Below are 21,946 nucleotides of genomic sequence, written 5' to 3'. Positions count from 1 at the left end.
TCCTTTCATTCATCTCTTTACAACACTTAAACTGATATAATCATGGCAGAATATCCAATTCCTAAGTTTCACTTTGAAGTAAAATGGGGCGATACTACCATCGGGTTTACAGAAGTGACTGGCCTCGACAGACAGGTAGATGTTATCGAATACCGCGAAGGACAAAGCCGCGACTATAACAAAGTGAAAATGCCAGGCCTGCAGAAAAGCAGCAATATCACCATGAAACGTGGCACCTTTCCTAATAAAACGGAATACTTCGATTGGTTCAAAGAAGTAAACCATCTCGGCAACGTAGAACGCCGCACCATCACCATCAAACTGCTGGACGAAAACCATCAGCCAGTATTTACATGGACCGTACTCAATGCCTTTCCGGTGAAAGTACAAGCCAGCGACCTGAAAGCAGATGCTAACGAGGTAGCGGTTGAAACCATAGAAATAGCACATGAAGGCTTCTTCCCGGTAAAAGCATAAACTAAGGCATGGCTACTTATTATCCTCCCGTAGGATTTCACTTTAAAGTGGAATTCACAGGACTCGACAAAAACGATAACGACACCAGGTTCCAGGCAGTAACAGGATTGTCTGTAGAATATGAAACAGAAGGCGTCAAAGAAGGTGGTGAAAACCGCTTCGAACATACGCTTCCCGTTCGTACCAAATATCCTGACCTGACCCTGAAAAGAGGATTGGTGTTACCTGATTCCCCCCTCTTTGATTGGTGTATGAAAGCATTCCAGGAAAGAGCGTTCTCTCCTTCTGACGTAATCATCACATTACTGAATGAAGAACATGATCCCATCCGTACCTGGAACATAGTGAAGGCATGGCCGAAAAAATGGGCCGTGACAGAACTCAATGCTGAAAATAGTGCCATCGTTATTGAAAGCCTTGACTTACGATACCAATACTTTACAGTAAAATAGCGCATCTGTTATGCCCATACAGATCAGAGAACTACATATCAAAGTAGAAGTAAACGCCGCCGAAAGTCCGCCTGGCAGCACTCCTGCGGCTGCGGCACCACAATCCGCCGCAGCCGGCGACAAACATGATAACGATAAAGACCTGATTATCTCCGAATGCATAGAACAAGTGATGCAGGTACTCAGAGATAAAATGGAGAAATAACCCCAACGAATAAACGCAATTCATCATGAGTATCGATCAGGGGAAACTGGAAAAGGTAAAGATCATCGCCTATAGTAAACCCGAAATGGATGATGCATCCAAAACCGGCGACTTTACGGCTTTTATCAATCCGGAAAGCTACCAGCTGAACTATAAAATCGAATACAACGAAGGACAAGGACAAGGTACCAGTGGCAAACAACAGAAGTTTAAAGCCATCGCTCCCGATGAACTTGCCCTCGACCTGTTATTCGACTCTACCGGTATTATCGATGATCAGCCCAGAGATGATATCTGGGACGATGTTAAAGCTTTTAAACAGCTGCTGACAGCCTATGAAGGCGACGCCCACGAACCAAGACATTTCCGCGTGATCTGGGGACCCATGCTTTTTGCAGGGCGACTCACCTCACTCAATGTCACCTTTAAACTGTTCAGGCCCGACGGACGCCCCATCAGAGCGCTCTGTAAAGTAACCTTCAAAAGCAGTATTGATGATAAAAAACGCGTAGCCAAAGAAGATCCGCTATCCCCCGATCTGACACATGTCAGAACCGTGCAAAGCGGAGATCATATCTCCCTGAAATGCTACCAGCAATACGAAGATCCCAAATATTATTTCGACATCGCCAGAGCCAATAACCTGACTAACTTCCGGAAACTGACTCCTGGCACCGTCATCAAATTCTTACCATTGTCTGATGCCTGATAACCGCGACATACAAACCCCTGCGGCCCCCAGCGTTGCTACCTTTACCATCAGCGCTGCCGGCAATGCCGTAACTAAATCTTACCAGATCACTTCCATCATGGTACTGAAAGAAGTGAACCGCATCCCCGCGGCCACCATCATTATTCAAGACGGTGAAGCCTCCAAACAAACCTTCCCCGTCGCTGATAAAGATGATTTCCTGCCAGGAACTGAAATCGAAATAAAAGCCGGCTACAGAGGCACTGAAGATATTATCTTCAAAGGACAGGTAATCCGAACCACCATCAAAGTACGTAAGAATGGCTCCCTCCTGTATGTAGACTGCAGAGATAAAATCTTCTCCGCATCCCTGTCTCCACAAAATAAATACTACAGAGACCAAAAAGACAGTGAAATAATTGAAGACCTCCTCGGAAAATATAAGCTGGATAAAGATGTAACCGCCACCTCGGTAAAACACACTACCCTGGTGCAATACCAGCAAAGCGACTGGGACTTCATCCTGCAACGTGCAGCCGCCACCGGTATGCATTGCATCATCAATGATGGTAAAGGAAGTTTCAAAGTGCCCGACCTGGGCCAGTCGCCAGCGGAAACCATTCAATATGGCTCCTCCCTCCTGGAAATGGACCTGGAAATGGATGCACGTACACAACCTCCGGAACTGAAAATTATCAGCTGGGACCAAAGCAGTCAGGATATTACCACTACTACTGCCAAAGAGCCCAGCGGAAAACTCAACGGCGACCTTAGTGGAAAAGATCTTGCAGGCAAAGTAAATGCCAACGATTGCCAGGTTTTCCTCAGTAGCCACATTCCCGCACAGGAGCTGCAACTAGCCGCTGATGCCATGTTACTGCGTACCAGATTAAGCGCCTGCAGCGGAAGAGTAAACTGTCAGGGTACCGCTAAAATCATCCCTGGTTGCATGGTTGCACTAAACGGCATCGGAAAACATTACCAGGGAAATACTTACGTAACTGGCGTCAGACATATGATCGTAAAAGGCAACTGGACCACCGACGCACAAGTAGGCGTTCCCGTTACCTCCCCGGCAGGCATCTCCAACACCAATACCATAGCCATTCCACAAGGTATCACTACGCTGCAGACAGGCATCGTTACCAAACTGGAAAGCGACCCCGATAAAGAAGACCGCATACAGGTAACCTTACCATCCATAGATCCTAAAGATGATGGCGTATGGGCACGTGTAGGCGTTCCCGATGCAGGCAAAAACAGAGGCGCTTATTTCCGTCCGGAAATAAAAGACGAAGTGCTCGTCGGATTTATTGATGGTAACCCTAACTACCCTGTAGTACTCGGTGGCCTAAATAGCAGCGCACTCCCTGCACCTATCACCGCCGCCGACGCCAATGATGAAAAAGGATTCGTGACACGTAGCGGCATTAAAATGATCTTCAACGACAATAAAAAAAGCTACCAACTGGAAACACCAGGCGGCAATAAAGTAACCGTTTCCGATGATGCCAAAGGCATAGTACTGGAAGATCAGAACGGTAATAAAATTACCATGGACCAAAACGGCATCTCAATAGAAAGCAAAAAAGATATTGCTTTTAAAGCTACCGGCGACTTAAACCTCGAAGGTAAAACCAATAACCTCAAAGCCACTATGGGCTTCAGCGCAGATGGTGGCAGCGGATGTAAGATAAGCGCTGGCAATGGTATCACAGCAGTCAAAGGTGGACTGGTACAAATAAACTAAACTCTTATGGACGACAATAGCTTCCTGGGCCGGGGATGGAGCTTCCCACCCGAATTCAGCAACAGCATGGGCACCGTCATGATGCTGGAAGACATAGACGATATCTATAGTAGCCTGCAAGTACTGCTCACCACCGCCACTGGCGAACGTATCATGCAACCAGCTTATGGTTGCGACATGCAGGAATTCTTGTTTGAACCAATGGATACTGGTATGCAAACACTCATGCTGGAAAAAATAGATACTGCCGTATTATTTTATGAACCAAGAATAAAAGTAGATACATTGGAACTGGACACCTCCAATATCTGGTCAGGAGTGGTGTATATAAAACTAAACTTCACCGTGAAAACGTCTAACTCCAGGTTCAATTTTGTATTTCCTTTCTATCTACAAGAAGGTACAGAGATCCAGGGCCTGCTTTATCAGGTATCTAATACTAATGACACGCTCTAACCGTAAATTATGTCTACAGACTGCTCAGTAATACTCAATCCGCTGTTTCTGTCGCGAAATGGGACTTCCCGGAAAGCCAGGGAACTGGCTGCACTGGATCCTGCCAGCGCTCCGTTGAACGGCAGGCAGCTGGAAGATGATATCGTATATACCTACCGCATGGCCGCCATGATGCGGTATTACAATATATCCAACCAATCACAGGGCAACTGGCAGGTGTTCTTCAAAAGAGATCCCTCCACCCTACTCGCATTGGTAGCAGCACAGCAAAGCACCGACTTCACCGCCGCCGTTAAACAAAACTTACAAATATTGCAGGAAGGATCTTTGGATAACTCCAAATCCTTACAGGCAAAGGCTTACTACGGGAAGATATTCAGTGGTATGTTTTCATTGGCAGTACAGATAGATAAACTTTATAATCAACTGTCGCCAACCTCCTTGCTGAAAGCCACTATACAAGCACTTATCAGCACCAAACTGAAAGATCAGCTGGAAAAACTCCGCCAGTATAATGCCTTCGCTGCAACAGCAGTGCCGGCATTGATCAATAATGATGTTGCACTGGAAATAATTGTACTGGGAGAAACTGCACAATCAGTAAACGACCTGGCAACATATAGTTTCAATCCTATCTGGACCAGCACCATCACACCAGATCCAAATATCTATGGCAGCGAGCCTTCTATCGTACGGAAGTTATTCTCTGCTACCAATAATACTTTCTTTAAGGATAGCCTGGATATCTTTATCATGGGGCTTTCCAAAATCATCACCACCGCAAAACAGGAGCTACAACAAACCCTGAGCGATTGGGATAGCCATGAACCACATAACGCACTATATCTTGCTTACCTTAAAATGCTGGAATACACTAAACAGCAAATGAATGGTATTACAGCAAGACATATGCAGCTCTATTACCAGGAAATCCTGCGCCTGCAACCAAAAGGCCCACTGCCCAACCAGGTATATGTATCCTTCCAGCTGGCACGACTTACAGACGATTACCTTCTACCACAAGGCTCCCTGTTAAAAGCAGGTAAGTTTTCCGATAATACCGATGCTTATTATGCAACAGATGCAGACATCGCTATCAACAATGCACAAATAAATAGCCTGCAAACTGTTTTCCTAAATCCTGACAGCACCACCACCGGTAACGATGTTGGCCGCGTATATGCATCTCCGATAGCTAACAGCGCTGATGGCAACGGCACTGCTTTTGATAATCCGCTTACCCCCTGGCATCCTTTTGCCAATAAAACAATGGCGGACTATACGCTGGTGCAGTCGATCAATATGCCCACTGCCACCATCGGATTCGCATTCGCTTCCAATTATCTTTTTCTGAGAGAAGGCAAACGCACCATTACTATCACCGTTAACCTGGCCGCTGGAAGCTCCTTTACTGCTAATGAAGAAGATTTTATCATGGAAGTATCCACAGATAAAGGATGGGAGCAAGTGTCCTCTTTACAGGTACAGGTAACAGGTACGCCTTCTATTGTTTTTACCGGTGTACTGACATCAACGCAGCCTTCTACCGCTCCATGGAACGCAGCTGTTCACCAGGGCGCCTATACGAAATCATTACCCGTTGCAAGAATAACATTAGCACAAAATAACGGCAAAGCATATATCTACAATACGCTCAAAGACCTGCGTATGACCAGTTACCAGCTGGATGTTGCTGTAGACAGGGTGAAGAACATCTACGTGCAGACAGATGCCGGCGCAATGGATCCTACAAAGCCTTTCCTTGCTTTTGGCGCTGCTCCACAAGCTGGCAATACGCTCACCATTGGTTGCGACGAAATTTTCCAGAAAAATGGAGCTGTAATACAACCCTATATTTTTTGGAAAGACGGAACTACCGAGAGCACTTTTGGCGTCCCTTATATCTATGTGCTGCATAGTGAATATGGCTGGTATATCTACAACTACAGTACCACCTTCATGCAGACAGCAGGAGACACAATCCAACTAGCTGCTGAAAATGTAATAGCGCCTATATTCGGCGCCGGTAATACCCCATATTCGCCCACCAGTGTCACCGGATATTTCCATTATTTCATCTTCGATGATCTCACCTACCAGACAAAGATTGACAATAGGGTGGTATACCTCGGAAAACTGGCCGCAGGTCAAACACCTACACAGGTAGGGAACTATCTGCCACCAATGGTCCAGGAAATATACCTGAGCTATACAGCCTCTACAACCTCGGCAGTTACATATTATCACCTGTTTCCTTTTGGTGAAAATGAAGTTACTACCATCAACAATGAAGTGATGTTGCCATCATTCATGCATGATGACAACAACGCGATTTCAAGTCTGGCAGAATTTTATATAGGCATTACCGGTACTACTCCACCACGTCGTGTCAACATTTTGTTTCAGGTAGATGAAAGCACGGCTAATCCAGTGGTAGCGAAGCCCGACAACCAGGTACGCTGGCATTACCTGTCAGGAGATACCTGGAAAGATTTCGATAATACCTCAGTATCCGACGGCACAGATGACCTGATTAGAAGCGGCATCATTTCCTTTGCATTACCCCGCGATGCCGACACCGCGCATCACGTGCTTCCTGATGGGCAATATTGGGTGAAAGCTACCATACACGAAGATGATGAAGCTATTTGTAAAATTATAGCACTACTACCGCAGGCGGTTTCTGCTACCTTGGTGCCTGCTACCAATACAAGTGCTACACTGCCTAACCCGCTGCCCGCCGGCACTATCGCCAAGCTGGATAGCCCGCAGCCTGAAATAAAAACTATAACACAGTCGTTCTCTTCTTTTGGTGGATTCCCCGGAGAAAGCACTGACGACTTCAACCTCCGTATCAGTGAGCTACTACGTCACAAAGGCCGCGGCATCAACATCTGGGATTATGAACACCTGATACTGCAACAGTTTCCACAATTATACAGAGCCAAATGTATTCCGCATACACGCTTCGACAATAGCGTCTATAATGAACTGGCACCCGGACATGTCACGGTTATTACCATCCCTAAAACGTATGGACTCACAGGCATTGATCCGTTAAGGCCTTTCACGTACGTGAGTGATCTCGATGCGGTGAAGAAATACCTGAGCGACATCATCTCTCCTTTTGTACAGCTACATATCTGCAACCCTTATTATGAGCAGATTAAAATCGAGGCCAGTGCAAGGTTCTTTCCGGAATATGATGAAACCATGTCTGTACAACAGCTGCAACAGGCTATTACCAAATACCTGGCGCCATGGGCATATGAAGATATTTCCGCCCTGCGGTTCGAAACAAGTATCACCAATTCCATGATAGTAGACCTCATGGAAAATCAAAAGTATGTGGACTATGTAACAGATGTTAAAATATATCATAACGGCGTTGTCACAGATACCGTTACCCCAGATCGTCAGTCGGCTATCATCGTTCCTGTTAAAGCAGAACAACATGTGATCCATATCATCACTGACAATAATACCGGTACAACCACGGCAAATAACGACTGTGGCTGTTCATGATAAAAGAGGACCCCAAATATGGAACAAAACAATACCATACCAAAAAATCCTACCAGGCTGCCAGCAGAAGACTTCTGGTTTCTGCGCCAAAAGGGCATGGACTATATCCAGGCACTTGGCAGTAAATTCTGGACGGATTACAACATACATGATCCGGGTATCACCACCCTGGAGCTGTTCTCCTTTGCCATCACTGACGTCGCTTATCGTATAGGCTTTCCCGTAGAAGATCTTTTCGCATCCTATCTTTCTCCGGCAAATCTTAATAAGCAAGCGTTTTTTCCGGCACATGAAATCCTGACGATCAATCCGCTTACGATCAATGATTTCCGTAAGTTGCTCATAGATCAGCCAGGGCTGAGGAATGCATGGCTGATCCCTCGTTCCTGCGGCTGCGATGATGCCAATGCGGATGAACCTTGCAGTACTACCTGCAATTGTGAAGTAGATTTTTATGCAGACGAAATCAATGGAGATCTCACCTACCTCTCCACAACAAAAGGTTATACCAAACCAAATAAAAAAATCGATCTAAAAGGAATATATGATGTACTTATCTCCTTTGATGATGACCCTGTGTATGGTGATATCAATGATGGACGCATCTCACAGGTTTTAATTTATGATAAACAACGTGCTACACTGGAAGTACGGTTACCGGATTACACTTATCTGCAACAGCATGGCGATTGGCTGGAAGCCTTGATAGATCCAGGCAAAACAATTGCTAAAGTAGAGATCACGCCGGTAACAGGTGCTTTATTAAGAGATGCAGATGGTAATGCTGTAGATGATACCACAGTAGCCAAAGCCATCAGACGTAGTATCTATTTTGATTTGAAGATAACCCTGTCAGATAATACAGTTATTACGTTTGCGAAAAATATTCTTAACATATACTTATTCCAGGGGGCTACCGCCACGATGAAAACCAGTGATATCATAACGGCTATCACTACGGCTTCTGGCCTCATGACAACCTATAAAAACAACCTCATTCAAATACATAACCTGGTAGAAGCCAGCAGACATAAACTTCAATCGCATCGTAACCTCGATGAAGATTTCTGTCATATAGGCCTGGTTCCATTTGAAGATGTAAGTTTTTGTGCAGATATAGCACTTACACAAGATGCCGATATAGAAAAAGTACAAGCGGTCATTACGGTGCTCGTAGAACAATATCTCAATCCGGTGATTCCTGTATATTCTCTTGCGGAGATGCTGGCAAAGAACCTTCCCATTACTGATATTTTCAACGGTCCTCGCCTGGATAATGGTTTTATCCTCAACGACGATCTAAAAAATGCCGATCTGAAAACCGCGGTGCATGCCTCTGATCTCATCGGACAGATCATGGAAATACCCGGTGTGGAAAGTGTCAGCAACTTCCTCATGACCAGCTACAATGAACAGGGAGATCCTATCTATAGCAGCAGACCATGGGTGCTGCCTATTACCGTAGGCCATCAGCCACGGCTATACGCAGAAAGATCTAAATGGCTGTTCTTTAAAAATGGGCTGCCCTTCCTACCTTCTAGTCCGGATGAATTGAATGCCTTACTACAGGAAGAACGTAGTAAATATGCACATATAAAAACTACTGGCTTAAAGAATGAGCTGGACTTGCCTACAGGCACGGAAAGGGATTTCATGGATTACTTCCCGGTACAATATTCCTATCCACTTACCTATGGCATCGGGGAAGATGGATTGCCTGATGCTGCACCGCCCGCACGAAAAGCGCAGGCGGCTCAATTCAAGACCTACCTACTTTTCATGGAACAGCTGCTGGTAAATTATCTTGCACAGCTACAAAATGCAGGCGAATTTTTCCTGGTGGATGCCACGCAAACGCAAAGCTATTTTTCAGGCTTCTTCGATAACACCATTATACGGAATGTTACAGATCTTTATCAGCTGGACAATCCAATTAATCTGCCTTTATTCAAACAGCAACTTGTCGCATTGCTGGAGCCGGTAAATGGCGGCCTTACCCGCAGAAACCAGGCCATGGACCATCTGCTGGCAAGGTTTGCAGAGAGCTTCAACGATTATGCGTTAATGTTATATAGTGTAGAACAGGGCGACAGCCAGGCGCTGCTACAGGCAAAAACAGATTTTCTTATCAACTATCCCGCCGCCAGTAGTAATCGTGGGAAAGGTATAGACTATTCTATCGCGGACCCTTGCAGCGGACAAATCAGTGGGCTGCAACAACGACTCGTCACCTTGCTTAATTTGGACGCCGCCGCCGGTGATAGTCTCCTGCTTATAGAACATTTACTGCTAAGACCTCGTATCCCCGGACAGCTATTTCTTCCTATATGTTTAGATGACGATTGCCATACCTGCTATGATGATGATCCTTATTCATTCCGCCTCACAGTAGCCGTACAAGGCTCCAAAACAGAGTATATGAATTTTGATTATCGCAGATATGCAGAAAGCACCATCAAACAGGAAGTGCCTTCCCATCTGCTACCAAAAGTATGTTGGATAGGACAAACATCTCCCACTGATCAATTACAGAAAGCATGGTGTGCATGGCTTGTAGAAAACAGCAAACTACAGGAAAAAGATACCTGGCTGGATGAAGAAATAAAAGCAATATTAGCCGATCAGCAACAGGCATGTAAATGTACACGCGCTTTGCTGGAACAATACGGCCAGGTCATCCACGACTGGGTTACAGCATGGGTGGCCACTAATCCTAATGCGCTCCTGATTTACCCTCAAACACCAGCAGTACCACCAGTCATAGTGCCTGATCTTAAAAAATCAGACCTGGACGTATTGATAAACGCACAAAAAGCCATCTGTAACGGTAAAGACTACTCGACAGCAGTCAACAAACTGTTCACTGACTTTTATGATGATGATAAAATTAAATTACTGCAAACACATGCAATCGTGATACAAATGGTATCACACCTCAAAAGCATATACCCTCCTGCTACACTGCATGATTGTGAAGATGGCAATGATACCAATCCGGTAAGATTAGGCAGCACAGCACTTGGTCAATAAAAATATTATTCTCTAACGCTAGAAGTTATTTAAACATGGTACCCCAAACACAAAGCTTTCCTTACTTTGAGGCTAACCAGGTGCTCACCAGCGACCAGTTAAACCTGCTTTTCGAATATAATGATGAGCAAAACCGCCTCACACGTACAAACCTCATCGGAATAGGTATTGTATGCGGTCTGGAAGCGGCTAAGAGCACCGATGGCACAAGCATTACCATTACCCGTGGTTGCGGCGTTACTTCTGCAGGTTACCTCGTAGTGCTAGATCCGGATACTACCTATACTTACAGGAAAGACTACAAACAGCCCGACCCTGTTAAGTATGACGTTTTCATTCATAAAGACAACAGCAATAATGATGTGCAGATACCCCTGTGGGAACTGCTCACCGCTATGCCCCCCAATAACAGCGACAGCTCCATCACCACCCTGGATAATAACTTCCTGGCTGATAAGGTAGTTATGCTGTTTGTAGAACTGAACCAGACAGAAAATAAAAACTGTCTGCCCAACTCCTGCGATGATAAAGGCGCCACCGTAAATATCACCATCCAGCCTTTGCTCATCAAAACCTCTGATATAGACACCTATCTCAAAACGAATATTCCTGCCTACACAGGTAAGCTGAACCTCGTCACGCTGAAAATGCCACGACTGGACATTACAGCTACTTCACTTACTACAACGGCCAACCTGGTGAATGCTTATAAAACCGTGCTCACTAAAGATTTTATCCAAAAAACGGTTAAGCAGACATTACTAACGCTTGTCAACACCTATAAAACAATACACCCAGATATTAGTAAACTTGGCCAGGCACTTAACAGACTGGATACTTTCACCTATGATGCCGGTGGAAAAATTGACCTGACCAGAGAATACTATTATCAGTATTACTACGATTTTATCAGCGATTTAATGGAAGGTTATACAGAAATCATCACCAAATATGCGAGAGTGATGGCCACCTGTTGTCCGGATGAAAGCTGGTTTCCACGACACCTGTTTCTGAATCAGCTATCAGGCGCCACTAACCCTGATGCCTATCGGCATTACTTTATTCCCTCTCCTGCCATCGCTAAGGACACACAGCTTTCAGGTGAACTAGTACAATACTTTAACAGGCTTACAACCATGTTGTATGCTTTCCCTAATATACTGGCGCCAACCATTTATGACGCGCCATCCATTCAGATTACACCAAGTAAACTGGGTGCTCCTTTATCAGAAAAAGCTATCCCGTTTTATTACGTCCAAACCAAACAAACGAATGGTCTGCAACTATTTAACACCTGGAACTATAAGATCGCACAGCAGGGGAAAAATAAGCAGATATTATCATATAACTCATTTACATATCCTGCCACAGATGATTTTGTATTGAATCCGCTGAAGTATGATCTGGAACCATTTAACTTCTTCCGAATAGAAGGGATAGTTGGTACCGATTATAAGAAGACGTTAGATACTTTGTCTGCCATGCGGAATAACTTTCGTCTTCCTTTCAATATTGTTGGTATCAGAACCGGCAATATAGGCGATGATACCGCAACGGCCTACTTCCCTAACCTGGAAGCAGACTACCAGCAATTAAAGGCAGCTATTGTCTGTGCAGGTATTGATTTGCTGAATAGCGTTACAGCTTTGGGCAATCTTACTAATGCCGTGATAACTGCAGTCACACAACGCAATACCTGCTTAGGTAAGGAGTTGTACGCATTGTGGCAGGTATATAACAGCCGCTTCAGCGACTTCCAGCAGAAGTTGATGCTCTCTCAATACGGTGCCAATAATCCCGGAATAACACATAAAGGCGGCGTGCCTCCTGGCGGTACTTTCGTGGTAGTATATGATGGCGCATATCAGTATAAATACTGGCAGCCTGGTGATATCATCTATCAGCAAGGTGATAAGTATACATTGTCTGATAGCGTAATGCAACTGGTCAACTCCAACCCCGGCCTGAAGTACATGACGGACAACCTGATGGGCAGTATCACAGCGGAAAACGCCGACATGCTGATACCTATCATCACACAGAATATCAACAATGCTCAGGTGGTTAACACCAAGCCTTCAGTGGACATGACGAATCCCAGAATGGCCATGATGAACATGGATACCAGTAAGGTAGCTGATACTAGTAAAGTGGTTGATACCGGTAATGTGGCCGATACAAGCAAAGTCGCAGATGCCAGTAAAATTGTAGATACGCATAAAGTTGTAGATACCACCAATATTGTTAGTAGCGGTGTGGCGACGGGCGTCGCAACTGGGCATCCTTTCAATCCGGGCTCCTTCGAAAATCCAGGGTTTATAGGTATACCACATACTCCGGTAGCAGTAACCAATGGAATTATCATTGCAGATTTTTATCTTCCATATATCTGTTGTGCAGATGGCGGTGTTTCACAATACACTGTCAATGAAACGCCACCACCGCCCCCTGCTACCTGTACCAAGCCATGCAATGGCATTGTTCAACAATGTCTCTATCCATTATGGATGCCAATGGTCAACGCAGCAACGCCAACTTCCGAGCCCATCGCAAATGTTGACATCGCCTATCTTACCATCAGGGATGATAATGGCGCCGTTATCTATGACGATGATTTCAGCTCCGCATTCCGTGGCCAATTACTCAAAAAGCCGCTGACTATGGATTCAGTAGGTTTTATTTTGAAAACAATTACCACCTCCCTGCAAGCTAATTTAAAAGATACAGATGCGTTTACCATCAACTATCTCGATCCAACGAATGGTGCGGGTACTGTGCTTCTACAGCTGAGCACATATCAGTGCTACACCTTCGAACTGCGCATCAGCATGGAAACAATTACTACCTACTACGACTATACGTATAATAACACCGGCGCCAATGCCTCCATCAGGTATTCGCCAAATAGTACGGCTAATAAACTTGGCTTCCAGGAATACAACGCACGCATACCTAAATTCGGTTGTATCATTACTGATCGCTGCCAAAATAAAGTAATCACCGATATCTGCCAGATTTCTGGCTTCAAGATCAAGCCGCAGGGATCTACTTATACAGGGCCTGAAACGGTACCAAACTTCAAGTCCGTTTACTGGATTGCTGACAGGGCAATGCCTGCCTTCGGCACTGATCAGAAATATCAACTCACTGCTGCCATGATCAACAAAGGAAATTTACGCGCCATTGTGATCGACACGAAAGGATGCTGGGCCGTAGATGAAACCACCTATACACAAGGATAATGACGGAGCATCTCATACAGAAACAGATTGTCTCCATTCGCATGCGCGGAGACGAAATGCAGGCCATGGCGCTGCAGCGGGAAATCAACACCCTCTGCGAAGGGCCACTGCTGCAAATGATGGAGCAACTCTTTGATCTGTATGACAACGGCCAACAAGTCATTATCGACAAACTGGAAATTAATATCTCCGAACGCGATATTCATCTGCTGACTCCTGCTATTATGATGGCCGTTTCCAAAGAAATCAGTCATGCCTTACAACAAAAAACAGGACAGGATGAATCAAATGCAATAGAAAAAAAACGCATCGATCATCTCACTAAAAACATAAAACAAGCTTCTTCAACTGCCTATTATACACCACAACAGCTGATCAGTATTCTTGGGCATTTCCTCCAAACCGGTCAGCTGCCATGGTGGGCAGCTTTAAGTGATTTTTATCAACTAACAACAGAAATGCTGCCTGCAGTAAAATTCGCAAAAACGCTACAGCAACAGCTCATACAGGTTTTACAGCAATCACCAGCCGCACAGTATAGGTTTTTACATCAGTTTACAGATAGCTGGCAAATGAGCTGGTTACAAGCATTACAACCTGAAATTTATACTGCTATCGTTACTGCTGTAACAGCTGTAATACAATTACAAAATACTATTCACCCTACAATTAATACCCGCAGTAATACTAAAACCAGCACCGTCGCACAATTACTGCAACAGCTGAGACCCTGGATATTAAACTATATTATTACACATTCAGAAAATAAACCTGATGAAGCAACAATAGTTGCAAGCGTCATTCAACAAACTGAAAAAATAGATATACAGGTAGATGAAAAAATGCTGATCAACATCTTACCAACCGCAATACAAGAAGCGGTGGCGATCCAGCTACATCAGCCAATACAAAAGATTATTTCAGCACCATCCGCTATCTCCAAAAAGGAGGTAATGATTCACAATGAATCAACAACAACGACAACAGACGGTTACTTTATACACAATGCAGGATTGATTTTACTGGCGCCTTTTCTGGGTACCTTTCTCCGCGCCTGCAATGCCGCGGATGACAAAAAGGTAACGAATGAAAGCTATGCAGTGGCATTACTGGAATTTCTGGCTACCGGCCGCACCGATGTGGCAGAACATGAACTGATATTTAATAAAGTGCTGTGCGGCATACCAGTAGATAAGCCGCTGCAAAGGATTAACAATCTCCAGGATGAACATATCACCGAAGCCACACAACTATTACAAACGGTGATTGGTTATTGGAATACATTAAAGAACACCAGTGTCGATGGTTTAAGAGTGAGTTTCTTACAACGTACCGGAAAGCTCTCCGTTCGCGAAAACGATGATCAGTGGCGGCTTCAGGTAATCCCGGAAAGCTACGACCAGTTTCTGCTCGTAGATCTCCCCTGGAATTACCAGCTGGTACCACTTCTATTTAATAAACAACAATTTATCTGGGTAGAATGGCTATAAATTAATGTTGTAATGGGTACAAAGTCAGGCACAGATGCTGGTGTTAAAACCACCGCATCCAAGACAAATACTAAAGCTCTTGCTTCGGCAAAAACGCCGGAGAAGCAGTTTTTTGCGCCTGCCAAACCCGGCCCACAAACCAAACTTAAAGTTGGCAGCCCAAATGATCCGGCAGAAAAAGAAGCCGATCATATGGCCAATAAAGTCATGCACTCTCCCGCTCCTGTTATGAAAGGTGGCATGCATACCAAACAGGTACAACGCAAAGCCGCCACAGGCTCAACGGATAAAGCTATCCAGGCGAAAATGAAACCCGGCAAGCATACTAAAGGAGAGAAGAAAATACAAAAGCTGGAAGATAAACAAATACAAAAGAAAGAAGATAAACAAATACAAAAGAAAGAGGAGCAACAGATACACAAGAAAGAAGATAAACAGATTCAGAAGAAGGAAGACCAGCAGATACACAAGAAGGAAGATAAACAGATTCAGAAGAAGGAAGACCAGCAGCTACACAAGAAGGAAGATAAACAGATTCAGAAGAAGGAAGAACAGCAGATACACAAGAAGGAAGATAAACAGATACAGAAGAAAGAAGACAAAGAGATACACAAGAAGGAAGATAAACAGATTCAGAAGAAAGAAGACAAAGAGATACACAAGAAGGAAGATCCGCAGATACACAAGAAAGAAGATAAAGAAATACATAAGAAAGAGGATCCGCAGATACACAAGAAAGAGGCCACTGATAAAGTGCAACGAAAAAATGAAGCCACGGAATCCTCTGCCATTGATAGTATCGGAGAAAGTCTGATGAAACGCAATTCCGGTAGTCCACTTACAGACGATACACGGAATTTCATGGAACAGCGCTTCAATGCAGACTTCAGCCAGGTGCGCATTCATACCGGCCCAGAATCCAGCCAGATGAATAACCAGCTGGGAGCAAAAGCATTTACCTATCAAAACAATATATACTTCAATCAACAGCAATACCAGCCTGGTACTTCCGATGGCAAACACCTGCTGGCACATGAGCTGACGCACGTAGTGCAACAGGGCCAGGCCACCGTAATGCCGCAGGTACAACGCCTGCTAGGCATTCATATACCATCCTGGCAGGATGTGATAGATTGGCTGGCAGAGAAAGCTTACAATATTCCAGGTTTTCGTATGTTCACCATCGTGATAGGTGTGAACCCTATCAACGGTGAAACCGCTGATAGCAGCGCCGCCAATATTCTACGCGCCATTGTGGAGTTCTTGCCTGGCGGACATATCATCACACAGGCACTCGAAAAATACAACGTATTCGAAAAGGCCGGCGCATGGGTGGAAGGAAAGCTCAAACGCTTCTCCAATCTCATGGGCACGATCAAATCTGCTATCAAGCAATTTACCGACGACCTCGACTTCCTCGATATTATATTGCATCCAATAGCTACCTGGGAAAAGGCAGTCCATATTTTCTCTGACCCGGTAACAGAAATTATCAGCTTTATACAAAGCATCTTCCAGGACCTCTTCCAGCTTATCAGAGATGCCGTATTGAAACCATTGGCCGGATTGGCAGCCAACGCACCAGGCTACGATCTGCTCTGTGCTGTATTAGGGTTCAATCCTATCACCGGCGAATCTGTGCCACGGAACGCCGATACGCTGATAGGTGGATTCATGAAGATGATCGGCAGACCAGATATCTGGGAAAATATCAAAAAAGGTAATGCCATTCAGCGCGCCTATGCATGGTTTATCAATGCGATGAAGGGCCTGATATCACTGGTGAAGAGCTTCCCGGAAAACTTCATCGCCATGCTGAAGTCGCTGGAGATTATGGACTTTATCATCCTGCCTAATCTTTTCAGCAAAGTATTTAAGGTATTCGGCAATTTCGCAGGCGCATTCGCAAATTGGGCGCTTGACACCATCTTCGATTTGCTGGAAATTATATTCTCTGTGGTGGCACCTGGCGCGATGCCTTATCTCGCTAAAGTAAGAGGCGCATTCAAAGGCATCCTGGAAAGACCGATGGTCTTTGTAGGTCACCTGATAGATGCCGCCAAAAAAGGCTTCCTACAGTTCAAAGACCATATCGGGGCATGGCTCAAAAAAGCCCTTATCAATTGGTTGCTGGGCTCACTCAAAGGCGCCAACCTATATATACCACAGGCCTTTAATCTGAAAGAAATCCTCAAACTGGGATTATCAGTATTCGGACTAACCTGGCAGAATATACGCGCCAAACTGGTAAAAGCCATGGGCGAAACCGCAGTGGTAGTGCTGGAAACCACCTTCGATGTATTGTTTACACTCATCAATGAAGGCCCTGCTGCTGCATGGGAAAAAATTCAGGATAAAATTGAAGAACTTAAAGCGCAGTTCATATCACAAGTTACTACCTTCGTAACAGTAACAGTGGTGCAGGCAGCAGTTACCAAACTGCTCACCAGTTTGAACCCCGCGGGAGCCTTCATACAGGCTATCCTGGCCATTTGGAATACTATACAGTTCCTGATAAACAAAATACAACAGATCGCGTCTGTTGGTATGGCCGTTATTGATAGTATCGTAGAAATATCTTCCGGCGCTATCGGCAACGCAGCCAATAAAGTAGAAAATGTGCTGGGTGGTATGCTTAGTCTGGCTATCAGCTTCTTCGCCAATTTTGTAGGCCTCGGCAAAGTAGCAGACAAAGTGGTTGAAATCATTAAGAAACTCAGAGCGCCAGTAGATAAAGCCATGGACAAAGTCATCGACTGGATCATGGAAGCTGGTAAGAAATTCCTCTCGAAAGTTAAAGATAAGCTGGCCGACTGGTTCAAAGTTCGTGAACCATTCAGTGATGAAGATGGCGAAGGACATACAATCTTCTTCAGCGGCCAGGATGAAAACGCTGAGCTGATGATTGCCAGCAATCCTACTGCTGCAACAGAACTACTCAATGATCTTGGAAAAGATCCGGCTAATAAAGGTAAATTAGGTCCAATCCTCGCTAAGATATCTGAAATAGGCACCATCAAACGTACCGTAGCTAAAGATGATGCCGCTAAAAAAGCGAAAAAACAAAAAGTAGCTACTGCATTCAAAGAGCTGGGACAACTGATGGCTACACTCAAAATGCCTTCTAAAATGCAGGCCTCCATGAAACTGGTAACGGTAACCTTCAGCAAGTTGCCAGAGCTGAAAAAAGATTGGGGCCAATATAAAACACAGCTGAATATGCAGGAAAAAGGCATCAACGGTATGACCATCGCCAACTGGCTCGTAAACAGGGCCAACTACGAAACCCTTAAACGCGATGAAGCCGGTCTGCGCCAGGGTAAACGTGAAACTAAACAGGAACTGGCTTCTGATAGAGCAGAAGACCTTGCAGAAACACCAGCATTTAAAAAGAAATATCCAGACCCTGACGAAAGACTGGAGGCAGCTTATGCCCAAATCATGAATAAAGTGAAGAAGGAAGTTTCCGGCAAAGCCTTGCTGCATAAGGTAGACCAGGTAGCCGGTGGTGAAGGCGATCAGTTCGGCGGTTATGGTCACCTCGATATCAACTCGCATATAGGTAGCCAGTGGCCTTCCCTGGTACAACCTATTATCGCTGAAGTGAAAAAAGTCAATCCGAAGAATTACAAAACAGAGAAAATGAAAGTTAAGCTCAATTCATAATAAATGAATGCGTATGGATGCAATAAAAAAGTTTGAACAGGTACACCCGCAAGATAAAGGTAAATCAATACCAGCGCCCGCGGACGTGATGGCAAAATACAAAAGCACCATCCCACCGCTGTTGGCGGAACTCTGGGAACAGTCAGGATTCTGCTCCTACGGCAAAGGCTTTATATGGCTGGTAAACCCTGACGACTATACGACAAGCACCAGTCACTTATTCAAAGACTATGAAAAGCCTGTCTGCATAATGAAGACCGGTATCGGTGGGGTATTTTTTTTATCGGGAGATGCTGTGCATTATTTTGATCCCGTAGCAGTGGAAGTCTCTAAGCTAGGTAGTTTTTCCCTAAAAAATGTTTTCAATATTGTGCTCACAAATGAAGACTCGCTGTCAGAATTCTATTACCTGCCGGTATTCCAGGAGGCTTATCCCCGCTTAGGTTTCCCAGCGTATGATGAATGTTACAGCTTCGTACCCGCAATACCGTTAGGAGGTGAAATCAGTGCAGCCCTGATGCAAAAGGTAAAAGTCAGGGAATACCTGCTGCTGCTTTCTCAAATTGGATAATATATGGAAAACATCTCCTTACATATACCCCTGCAATACCTGCGCACTTATGTATCAGGCAGGCTGGCCCTGCATTTCGAGCAGGTAAGTGAAGTAGACGTAGATGCAGATGCCTGGCTGGAAGACGACTCCGCATTCTCCAACTGGATAAAAACACAGCAGCCGGAAGTAGATGAATACATCGCATTGCTGCTGGCATTTGCGCCTCATATACAACCCGGATTTTTCGATGATATCTTAAAAGAGTATCTGCCTGAAGGTGGTAACTTCATTGAGTTCGGCGGCGTCAAAGGTGTTAATCACAGAGGCTTATTACCCACCGGAGATACACTACTCTTTATACTCTGCGGCAATGATGTAAATAAAAGAGCCTCCTTACAACAAACCTTACTGCGGAAAAGTAAATTCTTTCAGCAAGGAATATTACAAATAGAAGCAGTGCCATTCGGAGAACCACCGATGAGCGGCCGCCTCCTACTGGATGAAGAAACAATAGATATGTGGATCACTGGAGAAACTGGCAGGCCAAGGTTTTCCACCGACTTCGCCGCAGAATATATTACCACCACACAACAATGGGAAGACCTCGTACTGAACGAGCATACTTTTAAACAGATCCATGAAATTGAAGAGTGGGTCAGGCATCATGACCAGTTACTGCATGAATGGAATATGATCCGCCGCGTGAAACAAGGCTACTGCGCACTGTTTCATGGCCCTCCAGGCACCGGCAAAACCATGGCTGCCATGCTGCTGGGAAAATACACCGGACTGGATGTTTATAAAATAGATCTATCTAAAGTTATATCTAAATATATAGGAGAAACAGAAAAAAACCTCTCCAGAATTTTCGATAAGGCCCAGCGAAAAAAATGGATACTCTTCTTTGATGAAGCTGACACCTTATTTGGTAAACGTACCGAGATTCGTGATGCACACGACAGATATGCCAACCAGGAAGTAGGTTACCTGTTGCAACGTATCGAACAATACAGCGGCCTGGTGATATTAGCATCCAACTTCAAATCCAATATGGACGAAGCTTTCCTACGACGTATACAGAACATTGTATACTTCCCTGTTCCGGCAGCTGAAGAACGTTTTACATTATGGAAGCAGGCATTCCCTGAACAGGTAAGGTTTTCCAAGTCTATCTCCTTTGAGCATATCTCTCACTACCATGAGCTTACAGGCGCCAATATCAACAACATCGCTTACTATTGCTGCCTGAAGCTGGTATCGGCTAACCAGGAAGAGCTTTCCTACCCTGACTTGCAGCTGGCGATAAAAAGAGAATTACAAAAAGAAGGTAAAGCATAATCATGCATCATCCTATCCTTGATATTTCGGGAAATCCTTGCTCCTCCAAAGGCGGAGCAAGGACTTCCCGTTTTTGACGTGATATCTACGGCATTACATCAATAACGGGGAGATAAAATCTGCTTATACGCTTTGCCAATCATCAACCCCACACACAACCATGCCGGCACAAACACCAGCATCGCCAATACAGCGGGATCTTTCATCATACTTGCCGCCAAGGAAAACCCTATCTGCATAGTGGATAACGTTAAGCCATAAACGATTACAATCAGCGCCACCAGAAAGCCATAGGTAAGGCCCGCGGCAACTGTCCTGCCCTGCAGTTTAATGACCTGTGCGGCTAGTCTGTTGCCTGCCACCGCGCCACCAGCCAGTAACAGCAAAAAGAAAATGACATAGGTGGCATGCAGTTCAATGTCCAGCATAACGGGAATGCCTGCCCTGAGATCGTTTCTGAAGAGTAGTAAAAGAAAAATCACATGAGCCAGGAAGATAATCAGCAAATGAATTAACAGTCCGTACCATGCACCTTTTCTGAGTAATGAAGCATTTTTCATGAATGTAATAGGATATTAGATTACGTTGATAATATCCCTATAACACGCATGGATATACTTTGAACTATGGGAATTAGAAAAAAGAAGCTGGGTAAGTGCAAAAGTATAGCATACAGCCTGCGTGGTGGCGGCCGTTTTCATTCAAACATAATGTCCGTAACTAATTTCCTGAAAAGGAATCAGATATTGGTTGTTGTTTCCTGTTTGCGTTCTTTTTCCAATCTGTAGAGTTTTTCATTGATTTTGTCGAGATAAAAAATGATATCATCTACCCGGAACACCCATCTGAGAATAATAATCTGTAATACGCAGAAGATGGCTGCTGATGCCAGCAGGAACAATGGGGAGTTAATGGCGTTCATGAATTGCAGATTTAAGGTTTTGTCAATAAAAGATTGGTAGTCTCGAATATCATTAGAACGCAAAAAGCTTGATAGAATTATTCAAAAATCCGGGCTTATTTCCAAAAATCTCAAAAATCATTTCCCTGCGAAATAAAATACCGTGAAAA

General features: G+C 44.6%; 15 protein-coding genes. 13 read left to right on the top strand and 2 right to left on the bottom strand.

Features of this window, described 5'->3' with window-relative positions:
* Positions 1-42: 42 nt before the first annotated feature.
* The 13 genes from ACE38W_RS05500 to ACE38W_RS05440 are packed head-to-tail and all read left to right on the top strand — an operon-like array spanning position 43 to position 20,875.
* Positions 43-477 (top strand): phage tail protein, encoded by a 435-nt coding sequence (locus tag ACE38W_RS05500; protein WP_375829335.1) that lies wholly within the window; start codon positions 43-45, stop codon positions 475-477.
* Between the two features lie 8 nt (positions 478-485).
* Positions 486-929, top strand: a complete 444-nt coding sequence (locus ACE38W_RS05495; RefSeq protein ID WP_375829334.1) for a phage tail protein — start codon at positions 486-488, stop codon at positions 927-929.
* A gap of 10 nt (positions 930-939) precedes the next feature.
* A complete protein-coding gene (locus ACE38W_RS05490; RefSeq protein ID WP_375829332.1) occupies positions 940-1,134 on the top strand; it encodes a DUF5908 family protein in 195 nt (64 codons plus the stop codon).
* Between the two features lie 25 nt (positions 1,135-1,159).
* Positions 1,160-1,843, top strand: a complete 684-nt coding sequence (locus ACE38W_RS05485; RefSeq protein WP_375829331.1) for a LysM peptidoglycan-binding domain-containing protein — start codon at positions 1,160-1,162, stop codon at positions 1,841-1,843.
* Positions 1,836-3,575 carry a type VI secretion system tip protein VgrG gene (gene vgrG, locus ACE38W_RS05480; protein ID WP_375829330.1) on the top strand — a complete coding sequence of 580 codons (1,740 nt, stop codon included), beginning with the start codon at positions 1,836-1,838 and terminating at the stop codon, positions 3,573-3,575. Before ACE38W_RS05485 ends, vgrG begins: the two co-directional genes overlap by 8 nt.
* Positions 3,576-3,581: 6 nt before the next feature.
* Positions 3,582-4,031, top strand: a complete 450-nt coding sequence (locus tag ACE38W_RS05475) for a GPW/gp25 family protein (protein WP_375829329.1) — start codon at positions 3,582-3,584, stop codon at positions 4,029-4,031.
* Positions 4,032-4,040: 9 nt separating this feature from the next.
* Complete coding sequence (locus tag ACE38W_RS05470) at positions 4,041-7,556, top strand: baseplate J/gp47 family protein (protein ID WP_375829328.1); 3,516 nt, start codon at positions 4,041-4,043, stop codon at positions 7,554-7,556.
* An 18-nt stretch (positions 7,557-7,574) separates the two neighbouring features.
* Entirely contained in the window at positions 7,575-10,586 is a 3,012-nt protein-coding gene (locus ACE38W_RS05465; protein ID WP_375829327.1) for a hypothetical protein, read from the top strand.
* Between the two features lie 35 nt (positions 10,587-10,621).
* Positions 10,622-13,828, top strand: coding sequence for a hypothetical protein (locus ACE38W_RS05460; protein ID WP_375829326.1), 3,207 nt, complete (start codon positions 10,622-10,624; stop codon positions 13,826-13,828).
* Complete coding sequence (locus ACE38W_RS05455; RefSeq protein ID WP_375829325.1) at positions 13,828-15,318, top strand: contractile injection system tape measure protein; 1,491 nt, start codon at positions 13,828-13,830, stop codon at positions 15,316-15,318. Before ACE38W_RS05460 ends, ACE38W_RS05455 begins: the two co-directional genes overlap by 1 nt.
* Before the next feature lie 12 nt (positions 15,319-15,330).
* Positions 15,331-18,984, top strand: a complete 3,654-nt coding sequence (locus ACE38W_RS05450) for a DUF4157 domain-containing protein (protein ID WP_375829324.1) — start codon at positions 15,331-15,333, stop codon at positions 18,982-18,984.
* A gap of 13 nt (positions 18,985-18,997) precedes the next feature.
* Positions 18,998-19,555, top strand: a complete 558-nt coding sequence (locus ACE38W_RS05445; protein ID WP_375829323.1) for a T6SS immunity protein Tdi1 domain-containing protein — start codon at positions 18,998-19,000, stop codon at positions 19,553-19,555.
* 3 nt (positions 19,556-19,558) lie between these two features.
* Positions 19,559-20,875 (top strand): ATP-binding protein, encoded by a 1,317-nt coding sequence (locus ACE38W_RS05440; RefSeq protein ID WP_375829322.1) that lies wholly within the window; start codon positions 19,559-19,561, stop codon positions 20,873-20,875.
* A gap of 98 nt (positions 20,876-20,973) precedes the next feature.
* Here ACE38W_RS05440 and ACE38W_RS05435 read toward each other — a convergent pair whose 3' ends face one another.
* Both ACE38W_RS05435 and ACE38W_RS05430 read right to left on the bottom strand, forming a co-directional pair.
* Entirely contained in the window at positions 20,974-21,435 is a 462-nt protein-coding gene (locus tag ACE38W_RS05435) for a hypothetical protein (RefSeq protein WP_375829321.1), read from the bottom strand.
* Positions 21,436-21,614: 179 nt separating this feature from the next.
* Complete coding sequence (locus tag ACE38W_RS05430) at positions 21,615-21,797, bottom strand: hypothetical protein (protein WP_375829320.1); 183 nt, start codon at positions 21,795-21,797, stop codon at positions 21,615-21,617.
* Positions 21,798-21,946: the final 149 nt, after the last annotated feature.

Origin of the sequence: Chitinophaga sp. Hz27 (assembly GCF_042263525.1) — a bacterium.
Lineage (GTDB): Bacteria > Bacteroidota > Bacteroidia > Chitinophagales > Chitinophagaceae > Chitinophaga.
Note: the sequence above shows the minus strand (reverse complement) of the source record. Positions and strands in the feature narration are given on the sequence as shown.

Coding starts and splice junctions, on each gene's coding strand:
- ACE38W_RS05435 (WP_375829321.1), bottom strand. CDS start 21,435: ATGAAAAATGCTTCATTACTCAGAAAAGGTGCATGGTACGGACTGTTA.
- ACE38W_RS05465 (WP_375829327.1), top strand. CDS start 7,575: ATGGAACAAAACAATACCATACCAAAAAATCCTACCAGGCTGCCAGCA.
- ACE38W_RS05500 (WP_375829335.1), top strand. CDS start 43: ATGGCAGAATATCCAATTCCTAAGTTTCACTTTGAAGTAAAATGGGGC.
- ACE38W_RS05445 (WP_375829323.1), top strand. CDS start 18,998: ATGGATGCAATAAAAAAGTTTGAACAGGTACACCCGCAAGATAAAGGT.
- ACE38W_RS05475 (WP_375829329.1), top strand. CDS start 3,582: ATGGACGACAATAGCTTCCTGGGCCGGGGATGGAGCTTCCCACCCGAA.
- ACE38W_RS05450 (WP_375829324.1), top strand. CDS start 15,331: ATGGGTACAAAGTCAGGCACAGATGCTGGTGTTAAAACCACCGCATCC.
- ACE38W_RS05460 (WP_375829326.1), top strand. CDS start 10,622: ATGGTACCCCAAACACAAAGCTTTCCTTACTTTGAGGCTAACCAGGTG.
- ACE38W_RS05495 (WP_375829334.1), top strand. CDS start 486: ATGGCTACTTATTATCCTCCCGTAGGATTTCACTTTAAAGTGGAATTC.
- ACE38W_RS05470 (WP_375829328.1), top strand. CDS start 4,041: ATGTCTACAGACTGCTCAGTAATACTCAATCCGCTGTTTCTGTCGCGA.
- vgrG (WP_375829330.1), top strand. CDS start 1,836: ATGCCTGATAACCGCGACATACAAACCCCTGCGGCCCCCAGCGTTGCT.
- ACE38W_RS05440 (WP_375829322.1), top strand. CDS start 19,559: ATGGAAAACATCTCCTTACATATACCCCTGCAATACCTGCGCACTTAT.
- ACE38W_RS05485 (WP_375829331.1), top strand. CDS start 1,160: ATGAGTATCGATCAGGGGAAACTGGAAAAGGTAAAGATCATCGCCTAT.
- ACE38W_RS05455 (WP_375829325.1), top strand. CDS start 13,828: ATGACGGAGCATCTCATACAGAAACAGATTGTCTCCATTCGCATGCGC.
- ACE38W_RS05490 (WP_375829332.1), top strand. CDS start 940: ATGCCCATACAGATCAGAGAACTACATATCAAAGTAGAAGTAAACGCC.
- ACE38W_RS05430 (WP_375829320.1), bottom strand. CDS start 21,797: ATGAACGCCATTAACTCCCCATTGTTCCTGCTGGCATCAGCAGCCATC.